The 18,171-nt window shown below is 70.9% G+C and carries 15 protein-coding genes; 9 read left to right on the top strand and 6 right to left on the bottom strand.

Features of this window, described 5'->3' with window-relative positions; genetic code table 11:
• Positions 1-52: 52 nt before the first annotated feature.
• Positions 53-3,625 carry a LamG domain-containing protein gene (locus ACFOX0_RS13955; protein WP_377545912.1) on the bottom strand — a complete coding sequence of 1,191 codons (3,573 nt, stop codon included), beginning with the start codon at positions 3,623-3,625 and terminating at the stop codon, positions 53-55.
• A 322-nt stretch (positions 3,626-3,947) separates the two neighbouring features.
• Positions 3,948-4,469, bottom strand: a complete 522-nt coding sequence (locus ACFOX0_RS13950; protein WP_377545526.1) for an Rv0361 family membrane protein — start codon at positions 4,467-4,469, stop codon at positions 3,948-3,950.
• A gap of 598 nt (positions 4,470-5,067) precedes the next feature.
• On the opposite strand from ACFOX0_RS13950, the gene ACFOX0_RS13945 reads away from it, so the two are divergent.
• A complete protein-coding gene (locus tag ACFOX0_RS13945) occupies positions 5,068-5,973 on the top strand; it encodes a hypothetical protein (protein ID WP_377545524.1) in 906 nt (301 codons plus the stop codon).
• A 14-nt stretch (positions 5,974-5,987) separates the two neighbouring features.
• Positions 5,988-6,674 (top strand): hypothetical protein, encoded by a 687-nt coding sequence (locus ACFOX0_RS13940; RefSeq protein ID WP_377545522.1) that lies wholly within the window; start codon positions 5,988-5,990, stop codon positions 6,672-6,674.
• A 35-nt stretch (positions 6,675-6,709) separates the two neighbouring features.
• Here ACFOX0_RS13940 and ACFOX0_RS13935 read toward each other — a convergent pair whose 3' ends face one another.
• The gene (locus ACFOX0_RS13935) at positions 6,710-6,955 is read right to left on the bottom strand and encodes a type II toxin-antitoxin system RelE family toxin (RefSeq protein WP_377545520.1); all 246 of its coding nucleotides are present in this window, start codon (positions 6,953-6,955) and stop codon (positions 6,710-6,712) included.
• Positions 6,952-7,251 carry a type II toxin-antitoxin system Phd/YefM family antitoxin gene (locus tag ACFOX0_RS13930; RefSeq protein ID WP_377545518.1) on the bottom strand — a complete coding sequence of 100 codons (300 nt, stop codon included), beginning with the start codon at positions 7,249-7,251 and terminating at the stop codon, positions 6,952-6,954. Before ACFOX0_RS13930 ends, ACFOX0_RS13935 begins: the two co-directional genes overlap by 4 nt.
• A gap of 304 nt (positions 7,252-7,555) precedes the next feature.
• Between ACFOX0_RS13930 and ACFOX0_RS13925 the strand changes: the two genes are divergently transcribed.
• From ACFOX0_RS13925 to ACFOX0_RS13910, 4 genes are all read left to right on the top strand, one after another.
• Complete coding sequence (locus tag ACFOX0_RS13925) at positions 7,556-8,629, top strand: glycosyltransferase family 2 protein (RefSeq protein WP_377545516.1); 1,074 nt, start codon at positions 7,556-7,558, stop codon at positions 8,627-8,629.
• Complete coding sequence (locus tag ACFOX0_RS13920) at positions 8,626-9,666, top strand: ABC transporter ATP-binding protein (protein ID WP_377545515.1); 1,041 nt, start codon at positions 8,626-8,628, stop codon at positions 9,664-9,666. The genes ACFOX0_RS13925 and ACFOX0_RS13920 overlap by 4 nt, the downstream gene beginning before the upstream one ends.
• Positions 9,663-10,493, top strand: a complete 831-nt coding sequence (locus ACFOX0_RS13915) for an ABC transporter permease (RefSeq protein ID WP_377545513.1) — start codon at positions 9,663-9,665, stop codon at positions 10,491-10,493. The genes ACFOX0_RS13920 and ACFOX0_RS13915 overlap by 4 nt, the downstream gene beginning before the upstream one ends.
• A 129-nt stretch (positions 10,494-10,622) precedes the next feature.
• Positions 10,623-11,813, top strand: a complete 1,191-nt coding sequence (locus ACFOX0_RS13910) for a rhamnosyltransferase WsaF family glycosyltransferase (RefSeq protein ID WP_377545512.1) — start codon at positions 10,623-10,625, stop codon at positions 11,811-11,813.
• A 16-nt stretch (positions 11,814-11,829) separates the two neighbouring features.
• Here ACFOX0_RS13910 and ACFOX0_RS13905 read toward each other — a convergent pair whose 3' ends face one another.
• On the bottom strand, positions 11,830-13,659 hold the full coding sequence (locus ACFOX0_RS13905) for a DUF4082 domain-containing protein (RefSeq protein WP_377545510.1): 1,830 nt from the start codon (positions 13,657-13,659) through the stop codon (positions 11,830-11,832).
• A 416-nt stretch (positions 13,660-14,075) separates the two neighbouring features.
• Positions 14,076-14,918 carry a glycosyltransferase family 2 protein gene (locus tag ACFOX0_RS13900; RefSeq protein WP_377545508.1) on the bottom strand — a complete coding sequence of 281 codons (843 nt, stop codon included), beginning with the start codon at positions 14,916-14,918 and terminating at the stop codon, positions 14,076-14,078.
• 178 nt (positions 14,919-15,096) lie between these two features.
• Here ACFOX0_RS13900 and ACFOX0_RS13895 point away from each other — a divergent pair, with 178 nt between their 5' ends.
• The 3 genes from ACFOX0_RS13895 (at position 15,097) to ACFOX0_RS13885 (ending at position 18,167) form a co-directional block, all read left to right on the top strand.
• Positions 15,097-15,879 carry a WecB/TagA/CpsF family glycosyltransferase gene (locus ACFOX0_RS13895; RefSeq protein ID WP_377545506.1) on the top strand — a complete coding sequence of 261 codons (783 nt, stop codon included), beginning with the start codon at positions 15,097-15,099 and terminating at the stop codon, positions 15,877-15,879.
• Positions 15,876-16,898 (top strand): glycosyltransferase family 2 protein, encoded by a 1,023-nt coding sequence (locus ACFOX0_RS13890; protein WP_377545504.1) that lies wholly within the window; start codon positions 15,876-15,878, stop codon positions 16,896-16,898. Before ACFOX0_RS13895 ends, ACFOX0_RS13890 begins: the two co-directional genes overlap by 4 nt.
• A 210-nt stretch (positions 16,899-17,108) precedes the next feature.
• Positions 17,109-18,167 carry a hypothetical protein gene (locus tag ACFOX0_RS13885; RefSeq protein WP_377545502.1) on the top strand — a complete coding sequence of 353 codons (1,059 nt, stop codon included), beginning with the start codon at positions 17,109-17,111 and terminating at the stop codon, positions 18,165-18,167.
• The last annotated feature ends 4 nt before the right edge of the window (positions 18,168-18,171 follow it).

The following is an 18,171-nucleotide window of genomic DNA, read 5'->3' as shown; positions in this document are numbered from 1 at the left end:
ATCGCCTCCACAGGGCGCCGGGATTTCGAGAGGGACTGACGGGAGACGGTCGTCATTCGGCCGTGTCGAGCGATTGGGAGTCGAAGAGGAGTTTCACGTCGGCGTCCGACAAGGCGCCCTGAAAGAGGTTGACCTCGTCGATGCCGCCCTGCCAGAGGTCCACCAGATTGGTGCTCTGGCCGGGGAAGGTGAACCGGCCCGCGCCCACGGTGAGGGGACCGGTCGAGTCGAAGCCGTTAGTGAATGCGCCCGACCCGAACGTGGTGGTCTGCTCCAACGCGCCGTTGATGTAGAGCCGGACCTCACGCCGGGACCGGTCGAAGACCCCCACCAGGTGGGTCCAGGTGGCCAGGTCGTCCTCGGTCATCACCCGGGACTGCATCGTGGCGCGCACCGTTTTGCCCTGCAGATCGTCGTTGTCGGATCCGAAGACGTCGAAGGTCCACCGATGTTCCATCGTGCCGTTGACGTCGAACCGACGCTCACACAGGTAGAAGGCCGACTGCTTGGCGCCCATCTGCGAAACAGCGGTCATCATGTTCAGCTCACTGGGGTTGACCCAGGCCGAGACCGAGAACGATTGGTCGGTACGGACCACACGGGCGTCCTGCCACAGCGGCATCGAGTCGGTGCCGACGTTCTTTTGCGACTTGGCGTATTCCGTAGTGGCCTGGCTCGGATCGTCAACACCCTGGCGGTCCAGCAGCAGCCCGTTACCTTGGTAGCCGTGCCCGATCACGCTGCCCGGTGTCATCGCCAGACGTTGGGGAAACTTTCCGGCATTCAGCACACTGCACAGCTCGGGGTCTGTCGTCGGCTGGTAGCAGGACAGTGCGCCCTGGAAGTTCCAGTTGCCGACCTTCACCGGGGTGAGGAAGCCTGGCTCGTCGACCCCACCCGAGGATGGGTCGGAGGCGAGCTGGCCGGTGAAGTCCTGGTCGACCAGCGCCCGGTCGAAGACCTGGACGTCGGACAACGCCCCGGCGAAGTAGTTGTTGGCGGTCGTACCGACCAGCAACCGCCCCACCTGGAACGGATTGGTGGCGCTCCAGGCGGTGGCCCAGGGCGTCGAGGCAACCGGACGGCCGTCGACGAACAGGGTCAGCGTCCGCGCGGCCTCGTCGTAGGAGACGGCGACGTGCTGCCAGCGACCGACATCGGCGGAGGTGATCGGATTCGGGGCCGCCAGCGAGGTGTACGAGGCCGATCCGCCGCAGTCGGTCTGCCGGGTGGTCACGTTCCACCTGGCTGCGCCCGCCGAGACCGTCGCGCCGAAATAGAAGCCGTAGATGCAGGTGCCCGATTGGGTGGCGATCGCCATGTTCTGGGTGGGTAGGGCGGACAGCCGGACCCAGGCCGACACCCCGTACGACTTCGTCGTGTCCACCACGGGCGTCGGAGCCTGGAGATAGGACGAGGTGCCGTTCAGGCTGACCGTGCTGCCACCGACGATATGGATGTCGTTGGCCCAGGAGACGTTTCCGGCCGTGAGCGGGGTGTCGCCGCCGAGGGCGGGCTGGCTGTCGGCCAGTGCCTGAGCCTGTGTGACGCCGGGATAGCTGTCCAGACCCCAGCGGGCTACTGCGGGTGACGGCCGGTTCGCGACGAACTCGATCGAGCCGTAGCCGACGTTGCCCGCACCGTCGACCGCGGCCACGTAGAGGACGTTGCGGCCGTACTTGGGCACCGTCGGCGAGACGGACGCGGATCTCTTCCAAGCGCTGGTCGGCGGCTCGGGGTCGACTTCCGTGGTGGGTGGGCTCGACCAGCCGTAGCGGAACTTCGTCACCGTCGTGTCCGTCGTGGTTATGGTCACCGGAGCGACCTGACCGGGCACCGGTGTCGGTCCGGAGAGCGCCGCCGTCACATTCGGTACGTGGGTGTCCACGGTGAATTCACACCACTGGGACGGCAAACTGCCCTGGTTGTAGGGTGCCGGGTCGGTGGACCGGGCCCGGAAGGCGTACACGACCGGTGGGAATGCCTCGGCCAGCGCGGGCAGCGCGGCGGTGGTGGACCGGCCACCGGCGGGCACCGAGGTGCCGGCCGGCGGCGTCATCCGCGGCGTCGAGTCGTTGTACGTTCCCGAGGCGGGCACCTGGAGCAGTTCGTACTCGGTTCGCAGCGCCTGGGTGGTGTCGGCGTCCGGGAAGATCGCCGACAGGGTGGGGGTCTTGGTGCCCACGGTCAGCCGCAAACCTGGCGTGCAGGCCACCCCGCCGACCTGTGGGTTGATCGGCGCGCCCGGGTAGGAGTCGAAGTCGACGATCAGCTTGGCCTTGTTCGGGAAGTACCGCTTCCAGCGCTTCTGATCCGACTCGTTCACCCCGTGGATGTCACCGCAGGCGCAGAAACCGAGGGTGACGTTGGTCCACTGGTTCTTGGCATGCGTCTGGATGAGCTCCCGCACGCCGTCATTGGTGAAGTTGACGGTCATGTCCGGATCCTTCGCCCCGCAGCCGTCGTCCTCGTTGCCGTGCGAGTACGCCTGGCCGATCCATTTGTTCAGTGCCGGCGCCCATTTCGACCGTGGTGTGGAGGTGATCCCGTTGGTGTGGAACAGGTGTGTGATCGTGTCCTCGCACGAGTGCGAGTGGTCCAACACCATCTGCACGTACGCCTTGTAGATGTACTTGCCCTTCAACGCCGACAGCGGGAAGTCGAAGTACGAGCGGTACAGCACTCCGTCCACCGGGTTGCGGCCGACCCTGGCGTTCGACAGGTCGTCGTTGGTTTTGTTCGCGTTGTTCGAATAGGCCCACCGAGACTTGCCCGTCGACCAGGCTGGATCGATGAAGATGGGGAAGCGTGCCCGGCCGTCGGTCAACATTGCCTGATCCGGCTTCAGCAGCAGCTCGCTGTCGGAGACCTCGGTCGTGACCGGCGCCGTCCGCGCCCCGTCCCCCGAGCCGGTCACCGATGAACGCATCTCGGCCGGTGCCGCGCTCGCTGAATCCCACATCAACGCCGGCTCAGCGGTAGCGATCTCCCGTCCCTGGACGACCGCACGCAGCGACCCGTCCGGCAACCGCTGCACGTCGGCGTCCCCGCCGAGACGGAGCTTGATCTCACGCAGCGACGGGTCGCCGGCCGCCGCCGCAGTCTTGATCACGAGCACGTGGCTGAACCCTCGCACGGTTGCCCGCACCACGAGATCGACGCCGGGTTTCACCTCGGGGTACGTCGCCGAGTCGCCGGACACCGACGGCGCGGGCAGCGGAGTGGGCCAGGTCAGCGAGAACGACGAGCTGCCACGAGTGAGCGTGACCAGCGCCTCCGATCCGCCCGTCGAGAACCGCACGTCGGCCGTCGAGGCGACCGGACGCAGCAGGCCGTCGCCGCCGCGGCGCAGGGAGAGGTCGATGTCGGCCCACGACCCGTCCGCCTGGCGCACCCGCTGCGGTTCGACCGCAGACTCGGCAACGAGGCCGCCGGTGGGCTTGGCGAACACCTGTGTGAGCTCGGTACGCGCCGAGAGCACCTCTACCTGCTCACCCGACCTCTTCGCGGCGGCCACGGCCGACCTCTCGTCGGGGGCCGTGGCCGGCCGGGCCGGCGCGGCGGGGGCCGCCCGGGCGGGCACCGCCGGTTCGACCCAGGCCGCACCTGTCGTGATGAGCAGCATGCTCACCACCGCGCCGAGGGTCCGGGTAAGCGACCTGTTCCAGTCCGAGCGCACACGTCTACCGCGACAAGCCACCGCCGAGCCCCCGTCTTCAGTTCGAACGACGGCGGAACTCTACAGAGGACGCACGCTGCGTGTAAACGGGCGTCACATCCTGCAATCACAAACCGGATGAATCCACGGATACCCGAGACCTGACACCACTCGTCGTGATCTTCAATGTGTCGATGCGGGATCCGCTCGGCGGTTGAAGCCCTACACCGGCAACGCTTGGCGAAGATCGAGGACGGGGGCGTCCCGATAAAGTCCCGCGGACCGGCGGTCAGCCGGTGGGGGTCGGAGTCGCGCCGGATCCCTCACCGGACGGGTCGCAGACCCTCCAGTGTCCCGACTCCTTCCGGAAGTGCAGGGTTGTGTCCGGCTGGCCGGGACGGCTCACCCGGGCACTTGCGGCGTCACCGGTTACCGTGATGTCGGAGGTCTTCACCGGCCGCGTCGGGCCCGGGCTGACGACCGGCCCACCCTCGGCCGGGTCGTAGTCGTCGTCCTCGGTGATGTCGGCGGCCTCCGCCGCGCAGAGCAGGCTGAGGATCTTGCCTTGGTCGTCCCGGTCGACCGCCGCGGCGAAGTCGCCGGCCAACCGCTGGATCTTCGCCTCGTCGCTGTTCGCCCGGGCCACCAGCACCCAGCCGACCACCCCGGCCGTGATCACCAGGGCCAGCACGGCGGCCACCCCGCCGATCAACCACCACTTCCACGCCCCGCCCGACCGCCGCGCCACCGCCGGACCGGGCGGCGCCACCGCCTGGCCGTACGACGGGCCGGGCCCCGACGTCGGCCCCACCGGCCACGGCGAGCCCGGCGGACCAGACACCTGCCCGGCCGGCCACGACGGGCCTGGCGAACCCGACACCTGCCCAGACGGCCCGGACGGAGCCGACACCTGCGCCGGTGGCCTTTTGGCGCCCGGGACATCGGGTGGTGGCGTACCCAGCGGCGCGGGCGGCGGCCCCTCCGGGGACGACGACGTGCCGGGCAACGTGGCATCCGGCCCCGGACCGTCGCCGGCCTGCGATCCCGGCGGCACAGCGTCCGGACCGGTAGCGTCGCCGGCCTGCGATCCCGGCGGCACAGCAGCCGCCCCCGGACCGTCACCCGCCCGCGATTCCGGCGGCACGGCAGCCGGGTTCGGGCCGTCACCGGCCCGCGATTCCGGCGGCGCGCTCTCTGCTCCCCGACCATCGCCGTCCTGCGGCTCCGGCGGGACCGCCCGATCGTCCGGCTGCGACATTCGCGACTCCCCACTGGCCGGGCCCGGCACCCCTGTAACGGTTGGGCCGAGCCTCAAAGGCTATCCGGGCCGGGCAACCGGGCGCACACTCCATGTTGGAGCGGGTGGTTACCATGCCGGGTGTCCGCGGATTCGACGGAGGGTGGGCGACGTGCCGACATCGAGTATCCGGCCCGCGAGGCTGCCGGCGAGGAAGACCCTGGCGGCCCTCGCCGCGTTCGTCCTGCTGCTCGCCCTGGGCACGCCGGCATCCGCCGCGCCGTCGCCCCCGGGGAGTCTGTGCGCGGCCCAGACGGCCGCGGTGCTGTCGCTGCAACAGCGGATCAGCGCGCACAACGCCCGGCCACACACCTTCGAGCTGCCCCGGCAGGCGGGCGCCTACGCGGCCTACAACCTCGAGGCGAAGCAGCTCGAGGCCGAGAAGGTCACGGTCAATGCCAACCTCAGGACCTGCATCGACGCGATGAACGCGCTGGCCGACGCCGCGAACACGTCGCTGGCGCTGCAACCGGTCCCGAGCGACGTCCGGGCGAAGATCGTCGCGGCGAAGGCGGGCATCCCGCCGAACTGGACCCCGCCCGCGCCGCCGCCGACCGGGAAGAACTGGACGGTGCCCAAGGGCAGCCCGCTCCGGCCGCTCTACGACGTCCTGCGCTACGACAACCCGGCGCAGATCGGCAGCGCCATCCTGCGCGGCGCGCCGCGGCCGACGATCGGGGCTCCGGACTCGGCGTACCCGCCGTCGACGGGCTACGTGTACGGGACCAGCGCCACCGGCCTGGCCAAGGCGTCGCCGGACCACATCGTGCCGCTGGCGCAGATCGTCAACATGCCGGGCTTCACCCGGCTGAGCCCGGAGAACATGTACGTGGTCACCCGCGCCCCGGTGAACTTCCAGTGGCTGTCGGACAAGGCGAACAAGTCGAAGCAGTCCCGCAGCGTGGCCGGCATGTCCGGGGTCGACGAGACGTGGCGGACCGACCAGCTCGCCCTGACCGAACAGGTCCGCGAGCAGCTGCAAGATATCATCGACAAACTGCTGAAGATCCAAGGTTGACGGAGGGGGGCGAGGTGACCGAGGCCGATCCCGTCGAGGTCGCGGCGGCGCTGGACGGCACGCCACCCACCCTGGTCAGACCCGACTCCGCCGACCTGGACCGGCTCCCCGAGCCGTGGCTGCCCATCGCCCACGGCACCGACCCGGCGGCCCGCCTGGCGACCGCCCTGGCGCTGTGGAACCCGGGCCTGCTCGGCCTGCTGCCCCGGTTCGCCGAGGCGCTGCGCACCCGGTTCGTCGACGTCCGCACCGGCATCATCGACGACTGTCCCGTCCTGCTCTACGCCGCACCCGGGGACAACGGCCGACTCGCCTGCTGGGTCGGCTACGACCCGGGCAGCTTCGGCGACCCGCCGCCGTTCTGGGACAGCTTCCCCGAACCGTTGCGGGAGTTCCTGCGGACCGTGCACGCCGGTTTCGTCTCCGGCAGCCGGCTCAGCTACGGCCCGGTCCGGCCCCGGCACATGGACACCCTGGCCGACCTCTCCGACTGGCCGGACGGCATCCCCGACTGGGAGGCCGACATCGCCTCGACCCGGCTGCTGCAGCTCTGCACCGACGGCGGCGGCATCCTCTCCTACTGCCTCTCACCCGACCTGGACCCCGGACAGGTCGCCCTGGTCTACGAGGGCGACGTCGACCCGCAGGACCTCGGCCCGGAGCTGGACCAACTCCTGATGTCCCGCCTGCGCCGCCCCTGACCCACGCGGTTCTGCGGGAGTGCGCCCTCCGGCGGTCAGTTGTCGTAGACGTCCTTACGGTGCCCGACCGCGTGCACGGTCAACTCGTCCCCGTCAAGGCGATAGATCACCCGGTAGTCACCGACCCGCAGCCGGCGGCCGGAGCCGTCACGCAGATCGGTGGAGCTCTGCGGAGTCGGATCGGCAACCAGGCCGAGGATCGCGCCCAGGACTGTCAGGAAGACATTGCGCGGCTGCTTGTGCAGCCAGACCAGCACATCGCGGTCAACCTGGACCTTCACGCCGCCTCGCTGCTCGCCCGGTCCGCCAGCAGCGCCTCGACCTCACGAGGATCGACGCCAAGCGACTCCAACGCCGCAGCCAGCGGCACGAACTCGCCCTCGGCCCGGGACCGAGCGATCGCGGCGGAGTCCTTGCGGTCGCGGAACGCCTCCAACTCCTCCCACTCGTCGATGCCGATCAGCACCGCGACCGGACGCTCGTACTTCGTAATGATCACCGGCTCGTGCGTGCGCTCGACCGCCTCCAGCACCCGACCGGCGCCGTCCCGGAACTCCCGCAAAGTCATCGTCACCATGGGCATCACAGTACCATGCGGTACCATTTTCCTGGAAGCATTGGCCGTATCGCCATCCCACCCCTCTGACGGCAATCACCTACACCGGAGCGAGGCCGAGGCCCGGGCGAGGGGCCGGTCCAGTGATCGGAAGTCGCCTACCGGACAGCGTTTGCGGGCGAGCGGCCGTTGTGCGCGCCGCGCCGGATACGGCAGCCTGATTGCTCGACGCGGTCGGACGATCGCCCTCTGTGTCCACGGAGTGGGAGGACAAGGCGTTGGAGGAACGGATCGTGGCGCCACCGGACGAGGTGGGCACCCGCCGATGGTGACCCGGATCAGACCGCGACCCCTGACCACCAGACCCACCGTCTCGGTGGTGATCCCCTGCTACAACTACGGCCACTACCTGCCCGAGTGCGTGCACAGCGTGCTGTCCCAGTCGGGCGTCGAGGTGGACGTCCTGATCGTCGACGACGCGTCGCCGGACGGCAGCGCCGAGGTGGCCCGCGAGCTTTCCGCCGACCCTCGGGTACGGCTGATCGCGCACCGGGAGAACCGGGGCCACATCGCCACGTACAACGAGGGCCTGGCCGCCGTCGACGGCGAGTACGTCGTGCTGCTCTCCGCCGACGACCTGCTCTCCCCCGGCTCGCTGGCCCGGTCCACCGCGCTGCTGGCGGCGTTGCCGGACACGGCCTTCGTCTACGGCTTCTCGGCCGGCTTCGCCGACCGGCCGCCGAAGCCCCGGCTGCGGCCGACCTCGTGGTCGGTCTGGACCGGCCCGCAGTGGCTGGCCGAGAACCTCGCGCTGGCCACCAACCCGGTCGCCACCCCCGAGGTGGTGATGCGCACCGCCGTCCTGCGCAAGCTGGTCGGCTACGACGCCCGGGTGCCGCACGGCGCCGACTTCCTGCTCTGGCTGCGCGCCGCCACCCGCGGCGCGGTCGGTCGGGTCAACGGCGCCGACCAGGCGTACTACCGCATCCACGGGGAGAACATGCACGTCCAGCAGTTCGGCGGGATGCTCCGGGACGTGCGCGAGCGGCGTCGGGTGTTCGAGATCCTGTTCACCGAGGACGGTGACCGGATCGCCGGTTCGGACCGGCTGCACGACACCGCACGGGCCGCGCTGGCACGCGAGGCGCTCGCGGTGGCCTGCCGGTCGTACCGGTTGGGTCGGGCCGGCGCGGAGCCGTCCGGCGAGTCTGCCGAGTTGGCCGCGTTGGCGACCAGCCTCTCCGGCGAGGCCCGGGCGAGCCGGGAGTGGCGGCGCTACGCCCGGCAGGTCGACGGCGCCCGGCCGCCGCGGCTGCCGCTGCCGGTCCGGGAGTTCACCGACCGGGTCGAGCACCGGCTGCGCTGGGGCCGGTGGCGGCGGACGGGGATCCGGGTATGACCGCCGTCGAGATCGGCCCGACCACCGCGGCGCCCGCCGGCACCGACGGGGTGATCGTGCTGTCCGGCCTGACCAAGGTGTACGAGCCGACGCCGCGCTGGATGCGGGTGATGGCCCGCACGCACGTCCGCGCCAACGTGACCGCGTTGGACGGGGTGGACCTCACCGTCCGGGCCGGCCAGATCTGCGCCATCGTCGGGCCGAACGGTGCCGGCAAGACCACCCTGTTCCGGATCATCGTCGGGCTGACCACGGCGACCACCGGCACCGGCCGGGTGCTCGGCCTGGACGTGGACCGGGACACCGAGCAGGTCCGCCAGGTGGTCGGCTGGATGCCGTCGGAGGACCGCAGCCTGCTGATGCGCGCCACCTGCCGGGAGAACCTGCACCTGCACGGCCGGTTGCAGGGGATGTCCCGGCGGGCCATCACCGAACGCATCCCCGAGGTGCTCGCCAAGGTCAATCTCTCCGGCCAGATCGACTCGGTCGTCGCCGGGCTGTCGGCCGGGATGAAGGCCCGGTTGCGGCTGGCCCGGGCGCTGCTGCCCGGTCCCCGGGTGTTGATCCTCGACGAGCCGACCGGGGCGGTGGACCCGATCGCCGCGCACGAACTGCTCGGGCTGATCACCGACCTGGTCCGCCGCGAGCGGCTGGCGGTGCTGATCTCGTCGCACCGGCTGGAGGAGATCGAGGCGTTGCGGTCGCAGACGCTGCTGCTCGACCGGGGCCGGGTCAAGTACGTCGGTGACCTGGACACGCTCCGCGAGCAGTGGGAACGCCCGCAACTGGAGTTGGTCTTCGATTCGGCCGCGACGGCCGACCGGGCGGCCGCCGCGCTGCTCGCCCACGGGCTGGCCGCGACCGCCGACGGCCACGCCGTGCGGTGTGGGCTGCGACCGGCCGAGGGCGCCGGCCGGGTGCTGTCCGCGCTCGGTCCGACGGCCGGCGAGGTCCGGCACGTCCGGGAGATCCCGATGCCGTTGCGGGACCTGATCGCCCGCGCCTACCGCCAGGACGCACCGGAGGGAATCCGTTGACCAGCACCGCGTACAGCGCCGCGATCGGCCGGCGGGGGTTGTTGCGCAAGTCGCTCGACACCTGCGCGGCGTACGTCCGGATCGACCTGGTCGAGGAGCGGATGTTCCCGGCGACGACCGTCCTGCGGTACGCCGCGGTGGTCTTCCCCGTGCTGCTCTACTTCTTCCAGGGTTCCTTCCTGGACACCCGGGACGCCTTCGTCTTCATGCTGATCGGGGCCAGCGTCACCGCCGGGTTCCAGGACGCGCTGAGCGCGCTGACCAACCGGCTCCAGTTCGCCCAGGAACGCGGCACGCTGGAGACCTATCTGGTGGAGCCGGTGCCGTGGGCGTTGATCCCGGTGGCGATGAACATCTGGCGGAGCGTCACCGGCACGCTGATGGCCTGCTTCATGATGGGGTTCGGTTGCCTGCTCGGTGCCCGGATCGAGTGGCGGGCCATCCCGCTGGCGCTGCTGGTCTTCCTGGTCGGGATCGCCGCCTGCAACGCCATCGGCACGCTGACCGCCAGCTTCATCATCCTGTTCAAGCGCGGCGAGCCGCTCATCATGCTCTACAGCCTGGCCGCCTCGGTCCTCGGCGGCACGCTCTTCCCGGTCGACGTGCTGCCCGGTTGGATCCGCTGGCTCAGCTACCTGGTCCCGCATTATTACGTGATCGCCACGGAACGACAGTTGCTGATGGCCGACCCGCCGGCCGGCGGCACGTCACCGGGCGCCTCCATCGCCACGCTGGTGGTCTTCTGCGCGCTGGTGTTCGCGGTCGGGCTGTTCGTCTTCGACCGGTCCCTCAAGCTGGCCCGCAAGCTGGGCATCCTGAGCATCTGACGGCGGGTCACCGGTCGGCCGGCGCCCGGCGGGCCACCGGTCGGTAAGGGACGCGGACCGGGGCCGGGTGGGAGGCGGGGTTCGCGGGACGAGACGGGTTCGGACGAACGAGACGGTTGGGGGCGCGGCATGCGGGGACGGGTGGGGCAGACGCTGCGGGCGCTGCGGGGCGACCCGGCGCACCTGGCCCGGCGGGTCTCCCGGCGGGCCTACCAGCGGCTGGGCGCCGCCGACCTGGACGTCCTGCTCGGCCTGGACGACGTGGCGGACTCCCGGGGGCTGACGCTCGCGGTGCCGGACCGGCGACCGGCCCGCGGCACCCCGCTGACCGTCGGCTGGGTCTGCGCGCCCCCCGGCCCGGGCTCCGGCGGCCACACCACCCTGTTCCGGATGGTCGAGGCGGTCGAGGCCGCGGGCCACACCTGCGTGCTCTACCTGTACGACCGGTTCGACGGCGAGCTGCGGCCCCGGGTGGAGCTGATCCGGCGGTGCTGGCCGAACGTCCGGGCCGAGATCCGTTCGGTCGCCGACGGGCTGCCGCCGTTGGACGCCTACGTCGCCTCGGCCTGGGAGACCGCGCACGTGCTCGCGGCGCGGGCCGACCTGAAGACCCGACGGCTCTACTTCATCCAGGACTACGAGCCGCTGTTCTACCCGCCCGGCTCGGAGTACGTCCTGGCCGAGGACTCGTACCGGTTCGGTTTCCGGTCGATCACCGTCGGCCCGATGCTGGCCGACCTGCTGGCCGAGCGGTTCGGGGTACGGGCGGCGGTGGCGCATTTCGGCTGCGACACCGAGACCTACCGGCTCACCGAGCCGGGTCCTCGCAACGGGGTCGTCTTCTACGCCCGGCGGGACACCGCCCGGCGCGGTTACCTGCTCGGGGTGATGGCGCTGCGGGAGTTCCACCGGCGGCACCCGGACCGCGAGATCCACCTCTTCGGCGATCCCACCGCCCGGGTGCCGTTCCCGGCGACCAACCACGGCAAGCTGTCCCCGGCCGGGCTGAGCGAGCTCTACAACCGCTGCACCGCCGGCATCGCGCTCTCCTTCACCAACGCGTCGCTGGTCCCGGACGAGCTGCTCGCCTGCGGGGTGGTCCCGGTGGTCGGCGACAACCCGTACGCGCGGGGCGGGTTGCCGAACCCGCACATCCGCTGGACGGAGCCGACGCCGTACCGGATCGCCGACGCGCTCGGCGCGGTGGTGGAGGGTGACCGCCCGGCGCCCGCGGAGCTGGCCGCCTCGGTGCGGTCCCGGCCGTGGAGCGACGCCCAGCGGGTCACCCTGGCCACCATCGAGGACGAGGTCTACGGCTGACCGCGCCGGCGCCGGGTCAGGGAGTGATCTTGTAGATGTGGTACGTGAACTCCTGGGCGAAGGTGTCGGTGAAGGCGCCCCCGTTGATCGGGACGCTGCGGTTCTCGTAGAGCACCTGGGCGCTGGTGCCGGTGATCCCCGGGGGCAGCACGAGCTTCTGGCTGCCGGTGCCGCCGGTGGGGCCGGGCATCGCGAAGATGTAGTACGACCCGCCGGACGCCTTCAGCATGGTGTCCAGGCTGGAGTTGAACGTCCACTGGTAGGACTGGGTGTTCAGCACCGGCGCGAGGTCCCTGATCCGGGAGTTCGTCTCGGTGATCTTCGGCCGGACGGTGGTCTTGCCGCAGTCTCGCAGCACGTGCTGGGAGATGCACGGGCCGCCGAAGTTGTGGTTGAAGTAGATGATCCCGCGCGCCTCGTGGATGACCGAGTTCATCACCGCGCCGGCGGCCTGGTTCCCGGTGATCGTCGGCGCCGTGTTCTCGGAGGCCGGATGGCCGTCCTCGACGAAGGCCCAGATCGCCTGCAGCTTGCCGTCCGTGGCGTCCAGCGCGCGCATCCGGTCCATGGTCCGGCCGTAGTTCGCCGACCGCCGGCAGTTGGCGACAGTGACCCCGATGCTCGGTCCCTCCGACGGCGACGTGCAGACGTTGGGGTCGGTGTACCAGTAGATGTCGTTGGAGACCACGCCGGTCCAGCCGTTGACGAACCGGGCGGCCTCGGCGTCCGACTCCCAGAACATCACGCCCTTGCCGTAGTTGGCGTAGTGGAACCGGCCGTTTGCGGATGGCAGCTTGGCGCTGAGGGTGTTCTGCACGGTGTAGCCGCAGTTGCCCGTCGACGGCGAGCAGATCGTCCCCTGGCCCGGGAAGTTCCCGGTCCACGCCGCGGTGCCGGGACCGGCCCACATGTCCACCTCGTCGCTGATCAGCCACCCGGTGGTCTCCGCGCCGAACCCGGGCAGTGCCCCGTCGAGCACCGCGTACATGCCGTTGCTGCGGATCAACGGCAGGTTCGAGCCGCTGGTCAGCTGGACGTACGTGTTCAGGCCGGCCGCCTTGTCCAGGTCGATGTCCGCCTGGGCGTAGGTGCCCTCGAACCAGACGCCGATCGGGAAGAACGCCGGGTTGGTCCAGCCGGCCGCCCGGGCGACCGGGAAGCCGGCGTAGTAGCCCGGACCGCCGTTCCACGGCACCCGGGGCAGGTTCAGCCCGCCGGTGCTGGTCGGCGTCGGCGACGTGGTGGTCGGTGGGGCCGTCGGCGTCCGGGTGGGCGAGGTGGTCGGCGTGACCGTCGGCGACGGCGTGCCGGTGGGTGTGAAGACCAGGTCGACCCAGTAGTTGGTGGCCCGGAAGGTCTGGTTGGGGAAGGTCCCCGCCGGCCCGTACGCGAAGAGGCCGTTCACGCTCGCCGTGGACAGCGGGCCGGCCTGGATGGTCTGGGTGAAGTAGTTCTCGCTCGACCGGTAGCGGGTGGTGTGGTACGACACCAGGTACTGCGAACCGGCCTTCAGCGCCACCGCTCGCGGCAGGGTGACCTGTTGCCAGCCCGAGCTGGTCTCGTTGGTCGAGGGGGCGGTGGCCAGTTGGGTACCGCCGCTCGACCAGACGCTCACCTGGTGCGGTCCCGGGTCGTTGGTGACCTTCAGGAACCGGACCGCGGTCAACGAGCCGGCGGTGCTGGTGGTGAAGCGCAGGCCCACCTCGATCGGGGCGACCTCGGGATCGGTGGGCACGTTCGACACGTCGGTGTTGGTGAAGAACGAGTAGCTGACGGCCAGCGACCGGAGGGAGCGGGCGTCCGCCGCGAACGCGGTGATGGTGGTCGCAACCGCGAACAGGCCCACGACGGCCCCGGCGAGGAGCCGCCATCCGTGCCGGGGCCAACGGTGGACCCCGGGCGACGGTCGCGGGAATCGGTACGGGCGGGGTACGGGCACGGGCGGAGGTTGTCGGCGTTCCACGGGAATCTCACCCTTCGGTATTTCGAGCTGCGACCGGTCCCGCGCGGACAACGGGACCAACCCTCCCCAGTGAACGTTTTTCGTGTTGCGGCGGAACGCGCCACGATTCACCGCCGCCGACGATAGCCATTACGCGAAGGACGCCCAAGAAACTTAATCAGCTCTTATAGCGGGGCAGAACAGTTCTGTCGGAAACCATCTACTCCGAGGAAAATGATTCGTAATGCTGCACGGTGGACTATCGCATTCACGACAGCGGCCACCCGGCCGCGGTCGGCACGGCGGCCGCCCGGTCCCGGTCAGCGTCCCCAGCCGGAGCGCGCGGTCCAACCCGGCGACCGGCGCAGCCCCTCGGCGAGCAGCACGACGAGCAGGTAGCAGCCGGCCGCCGGCAGCAGCCGGGGCGAGCGCAGCACCACGTCCCGCAGCCAGGACCAGGTGTTCGACCCCTCGACCGGGTCGGCCGGCGGGCGGTGGCCGGGCGGGGCGGAGCGGACGTACCGCCAGAACTCCGCGTTGCCCGCGCGGGCCCGGGCCAACCGGCGGACCAGCTCGCGGGTGCGCCGGGGGGCCCGCACCGGCAGCACCGCGTCGATCTCCACCTTCTCCCCCGCCGCCACCACCGCGTCCAGGAACATGTCGTCGGCGGTGATCTCGGGAAACCGGTCGAACCGCGACCTGGCCTCGGCCGACAGCGCGATCACCCCCCGGCCGAACAACCGGCGGTCGAACACCGGCAGCCGGGCGTTGACGGCGTAGTAGGCGCGGACCGGCCAACTGCTGGCGCTCGCGTCGACCGCCAGCCGCGGCACCGCGCCCTCGACGCCGGGCCGGCGCACCGCCTCGGCCAGTTGCCGCAGCAGCGTCGCGGTGACCGGCATGTCGGCATCCAGATAGATCCGCACGTCCCCGTCGGCCAGCCGGTCCGCCGCGTTCAGCGCCGCCGGTTTGGACGCGGCGGCGACCTCGACCACCCGCACGCCGTACGACCGGGCTATCTCGACGGTGCGGTCGGTGCAGCCGTTGGCCGCGACCAGAACGCGCAGATCAGGGCCGAAGCCGGGCGACCGGGTCAGGGTCGCCAGAACGTCGCCGATGCCCGCCTCCTCATTGAAGGCGGGCATTATCACACTGGTCGTCACGCGGGTGATGGTGGCATCCCGTACGGTGGACGACAACCGGGCGTACGGCCGATTTCCGGTCCTCCCACCCGGACATTCCCTGACCGTTCGTGGCATTGTCCGGGCCGGCAATATCGGTACGTTTGCATTTGTGCTTGACGCTTCTCGACCCGCGCAAAGGATTCCCCGAAGGATCATCGTGCACGGCATCGAATTCGACCCGATACGGGAGGACGACGTCGTACGGCACGTCATTCACGAACTGTCGGCCGATCGGGGTGGTCAGATCGTGACCCCCAATGTGGACATCCTGCGCCGGGCGGTACGCGACGGCGAGGCCCGGCGGCTCCTGGTCGGCGCGGACGTGGTGGTCGCCGACGGCGCACCGGTGATCTGGGCCAGCCGGCTCGGCGGGACACCGCTGCCGGTCCGGGTCGCCGGATCCGACCTGATCTGGAGCCTGAGCCGTGCGCTCGCCGGGCAGGGCGGCTCGATCTATCTGCTCGGCGGCGAGCCGGGCACCGCCGCCCGCGCGGAGCGGGTGCTGCGGGACCGGTTTCCCGGCCTGGCGACGGCCGGGCACCTCAGCCCGCCGTTCGGCTTCGACACCCGGCCGGAACAGTTCGACGCGGTGTGCGCGGAGGTTACCGCCGCCCGGCCCGATCTGGTCTTCGTGGGGCTCGGCTTCCCCAAACAGGAACGGGTCATCGCCCGGCTCCGGCCGCTGCTGCCCCGGTCCTGGTTCCTCGGCTGCGGTGCGGCCATCGGCTTCGTCGCCGGCGTGCACCGGCGCGCCCCGGTGTGGATGCGCCGGTCGGGGATGGAGTGGCTGCACCGGCTGGCCGCCGAGCCGGGCCGGTTGGCCGGCCGGTACCTGGTGCACGACGTCCCGTTCGCGCTGCGGCTGCTGGCGACCGCCACCCGGTCCCGGGTCGGCACGCCGCGGATCCCCGTCCCGCGCCGCCCGGAGGGTGACGCGTGACCGCCCCGGACACCTCGACCCACGACACCTCGACCCCGAACCCGTCGACGTTGGACGCCTCGGTGGTCATCGTCACCTACAACACCCGCGACCTCGTCCTGGGCTGCCTGCGCGCGCTGCTGGCCGGGCGCACGCCGGACGTACGCTTCGACGTCACGGTGATCGACAACGCGTCCCGGGACGGCTCGGCGGACGCCGTCGCCGCGGCCTTCCCCGAGGTACGGCTGATCCGGCTGGCCGACAACGTCGGCTGGGGCCGGGCGGTGAACCGGGCCGCGGTGGCCACCACCGGCGAGCACCTGCTGCTGCTGAACCCGGACACCACCCCGGCCGGCGACCTGGTGAGCGAGCTGGTCCGGTTCGCCCGCCGGCACCCGGGGCACGGCATCTACACCGGCCGCACGTTGCGCTCCGACGGCTCCGACGACAGTTGGTCCTGCTGGGGCCTGCCCAGCCTGTGGAGCTGCTTCGGCTTCGCGACCGGGCTGTCCACCGCGCTGCGCCGGTACGGCTGGGCCAACCCGGAGGGGCTGCCCGACTACGACCGGCGCAGCGTACGGGTCGTACCGGCGGTGTCGGGCTGCCTGATGCTGATCGAACGCGACCTGTTCTACCGGCTGGAGGGCTTCGACCCGCGGCTGTTCCTCTACAGCGACGACATCGACCTCTGCACCCGGGCGGCCCGGTTCGGCGCCCGGCCGGTGCTCGACCCGGCGGCGACGGTCGTGCACGTCGGCGGCGCCTCTTCGGACCCGGACGGCCAGCGGGCGAAGATCCTCCGCGGCAAGGTCACCTACCTACGGCGGCACTGGTCGCCGGCCAAGGCCCGGCTCGGGGTGGGGTTGCTGGTCGCCGGGGTCGGGTTGCGCGCGCTCGGCCGGTTGCTGCTGGGCCGGGACCGGTCCCGCGGGATCGACTGGCCGGCGGTCTGGCGGGCCCGGTCGGTGTGGGCAGCCGGCTGGCCCGAGCTGGTGGAGCCGCGCCCGCCGCGCGACCCGGCCACCGTGCCGAACGGCTGAACCCACGACCGGCGGCCGGGGTACCGATCTCATGTTGCGTCGGTTCGCGCCGACACAAGGGCCGTTTGGCACTCGTTTCTGTCCGTAATATCGCTGATCGAATACTCGCGAACACTCCACCACGGCCTGTAACGTCAGCCTCACCTGACGACGGATCGGCGGTTACCGAGGCCATATTCGAGAGTCAGGGCTGGCACCACCGGAGCAGCCATGGCCGCCTTCCACGATCCCTCGCCGACCAGCCCGCCGGGATGGCCGAGCGCCGGGCCGACGCCGCCGCCCGGGCGCGATCCGGCCCGGAACCGCCGGCGGGTTCGGCTGGGCGCCGCTGGCCTGGTCCTCGCCGGCCTCGGCGGCGTCGCCCTGCTGGTCCCCGTCCCCGTGGTCGGGCGGCACTGGACACCGGCACCGGCGGGCGACCCGGCACCCGCCGGCCAGCCGCGCCTCGCGCCCGCCCCGTCGACCGATCCGCACGCCGCCCCGGAGATCGCTGCCACCCCCAGCCCCACGGCGACGCCGCCCACCCCGATCACCTACTGGCCGAGCGCGGCCACCACCGGCGTACCGGTCGGGACCGTGCTGACCACCACCGGCTCACTCACCCTGAGCACGGACGGCCAGGTGGTCAGCAACCGCGACATCGTCGGCTGCGTCACGGTGACGGCCCGGAACGTCACCATCCAGCGGTCCAGGATCACCTGCGCCAGCACGCTGTACTCGATCCGGACGCTGAGCACCGCGGTGAACCTGACGGTCACCGACGTCGAGATCAACGGTTCCGGCAAGAACTCGGCCGCGGTCTGCTGCGACAACTACACCCTGCAGCGGGTGAACGTGCATCACAGCATCGACGGGCCACGGCTCGGCAACAACACGAAAATCATCGACTCGTACGTGCACGACCTGACCCGCACGCCGACCTCGCACAACGACACGCTCCAGGTCACCGGGGCCAGCAACGTGCTGATCCAGCACAACAACCTCCAGCCCTACAACCCGGTCACCCGGGACCCGGCTAACGCCTGCCTGATGCTCGGCTCGACCACCGCCCCGTCCACCAACAACGTGCTCTACCAGCTCAACCTCTGCGACGGCGGCAACTACTCGATCGGCATCCGCTCCGACATCGTCGCCACGAAGCTCGTCTTCAAGAACAACAAGTACGGCCGCGACTACCGGTACGGGGTCATCGCCAGTCTCGCCATCGCGGGGCTTCAGTGGGACCGGCCGACCAACGTCTGGTTCGACAACGGGAAACCGGTCATCTGACCGG

It is taken from the genome of Micromonospora zhanjiangensis, assembly GCF_042650605.1.
Taxonomy (GTDB): Bacteria; Actinomycetota; Actinomycetes; order Mycobacteriales; family Micromonosporaceae; genus Micromonospora_J; species Micromonospora_J zhanjiangensis.
The sequence above is the reverse complement of the archived record's forward strand: the minus strand, read 5'-3'. Positions and strand labels throughout refer to the sequence as shown.

Excerpts from the sequence above, each read along its gene's own strand:
- ACFOX0_RS13910 (WP_377545512.1), top strand. The coding sequence starts at position 10,623 with ATGCGGGGACGGGTGGGGCAGACGCTGCGGGCGCTGCGGGGCGACCCG.
- ACFOX0_RS13955 (WP_377545912.1), bottom strand. The coding sequence starts at position 3,625 with ATGCTGCTCATCACGACAGGTGCGGCCTGGGTCGAACCGGCGGTGCCC.
- ACFOX0_RS13930 (WP_377545518.1), bottom strand. The coding sequence starts at position 7,251 with ATGGTGACGATGACTTTGCGGGAGTTCCGGGACGGCGCCGGTCGGGTG.
- ACFOX0_RS13925 (WP_377545516.1), top strand. The coding sequence starts at position 7,556 with ATGGTGACCCGGATCAGACCGCGACCCCTGACCACCAGACCCACCGTC.
- ACFOX0_RS13920 (WP_377545515.1), top strand. The coding sequence starts at position 8,626 with ATGACCGCCGTCGAGATCGGCCCGACCACCGCGGCGCCCGCCGGCACC.
- ACFOX0_RS13885 (WP_377545502.1), top strand. The coding sequence starts at position 17,109 with ATGGCCGCCTTCCACGATCCCTCGCCGACCAGCCCGCCGGGATGGCCG.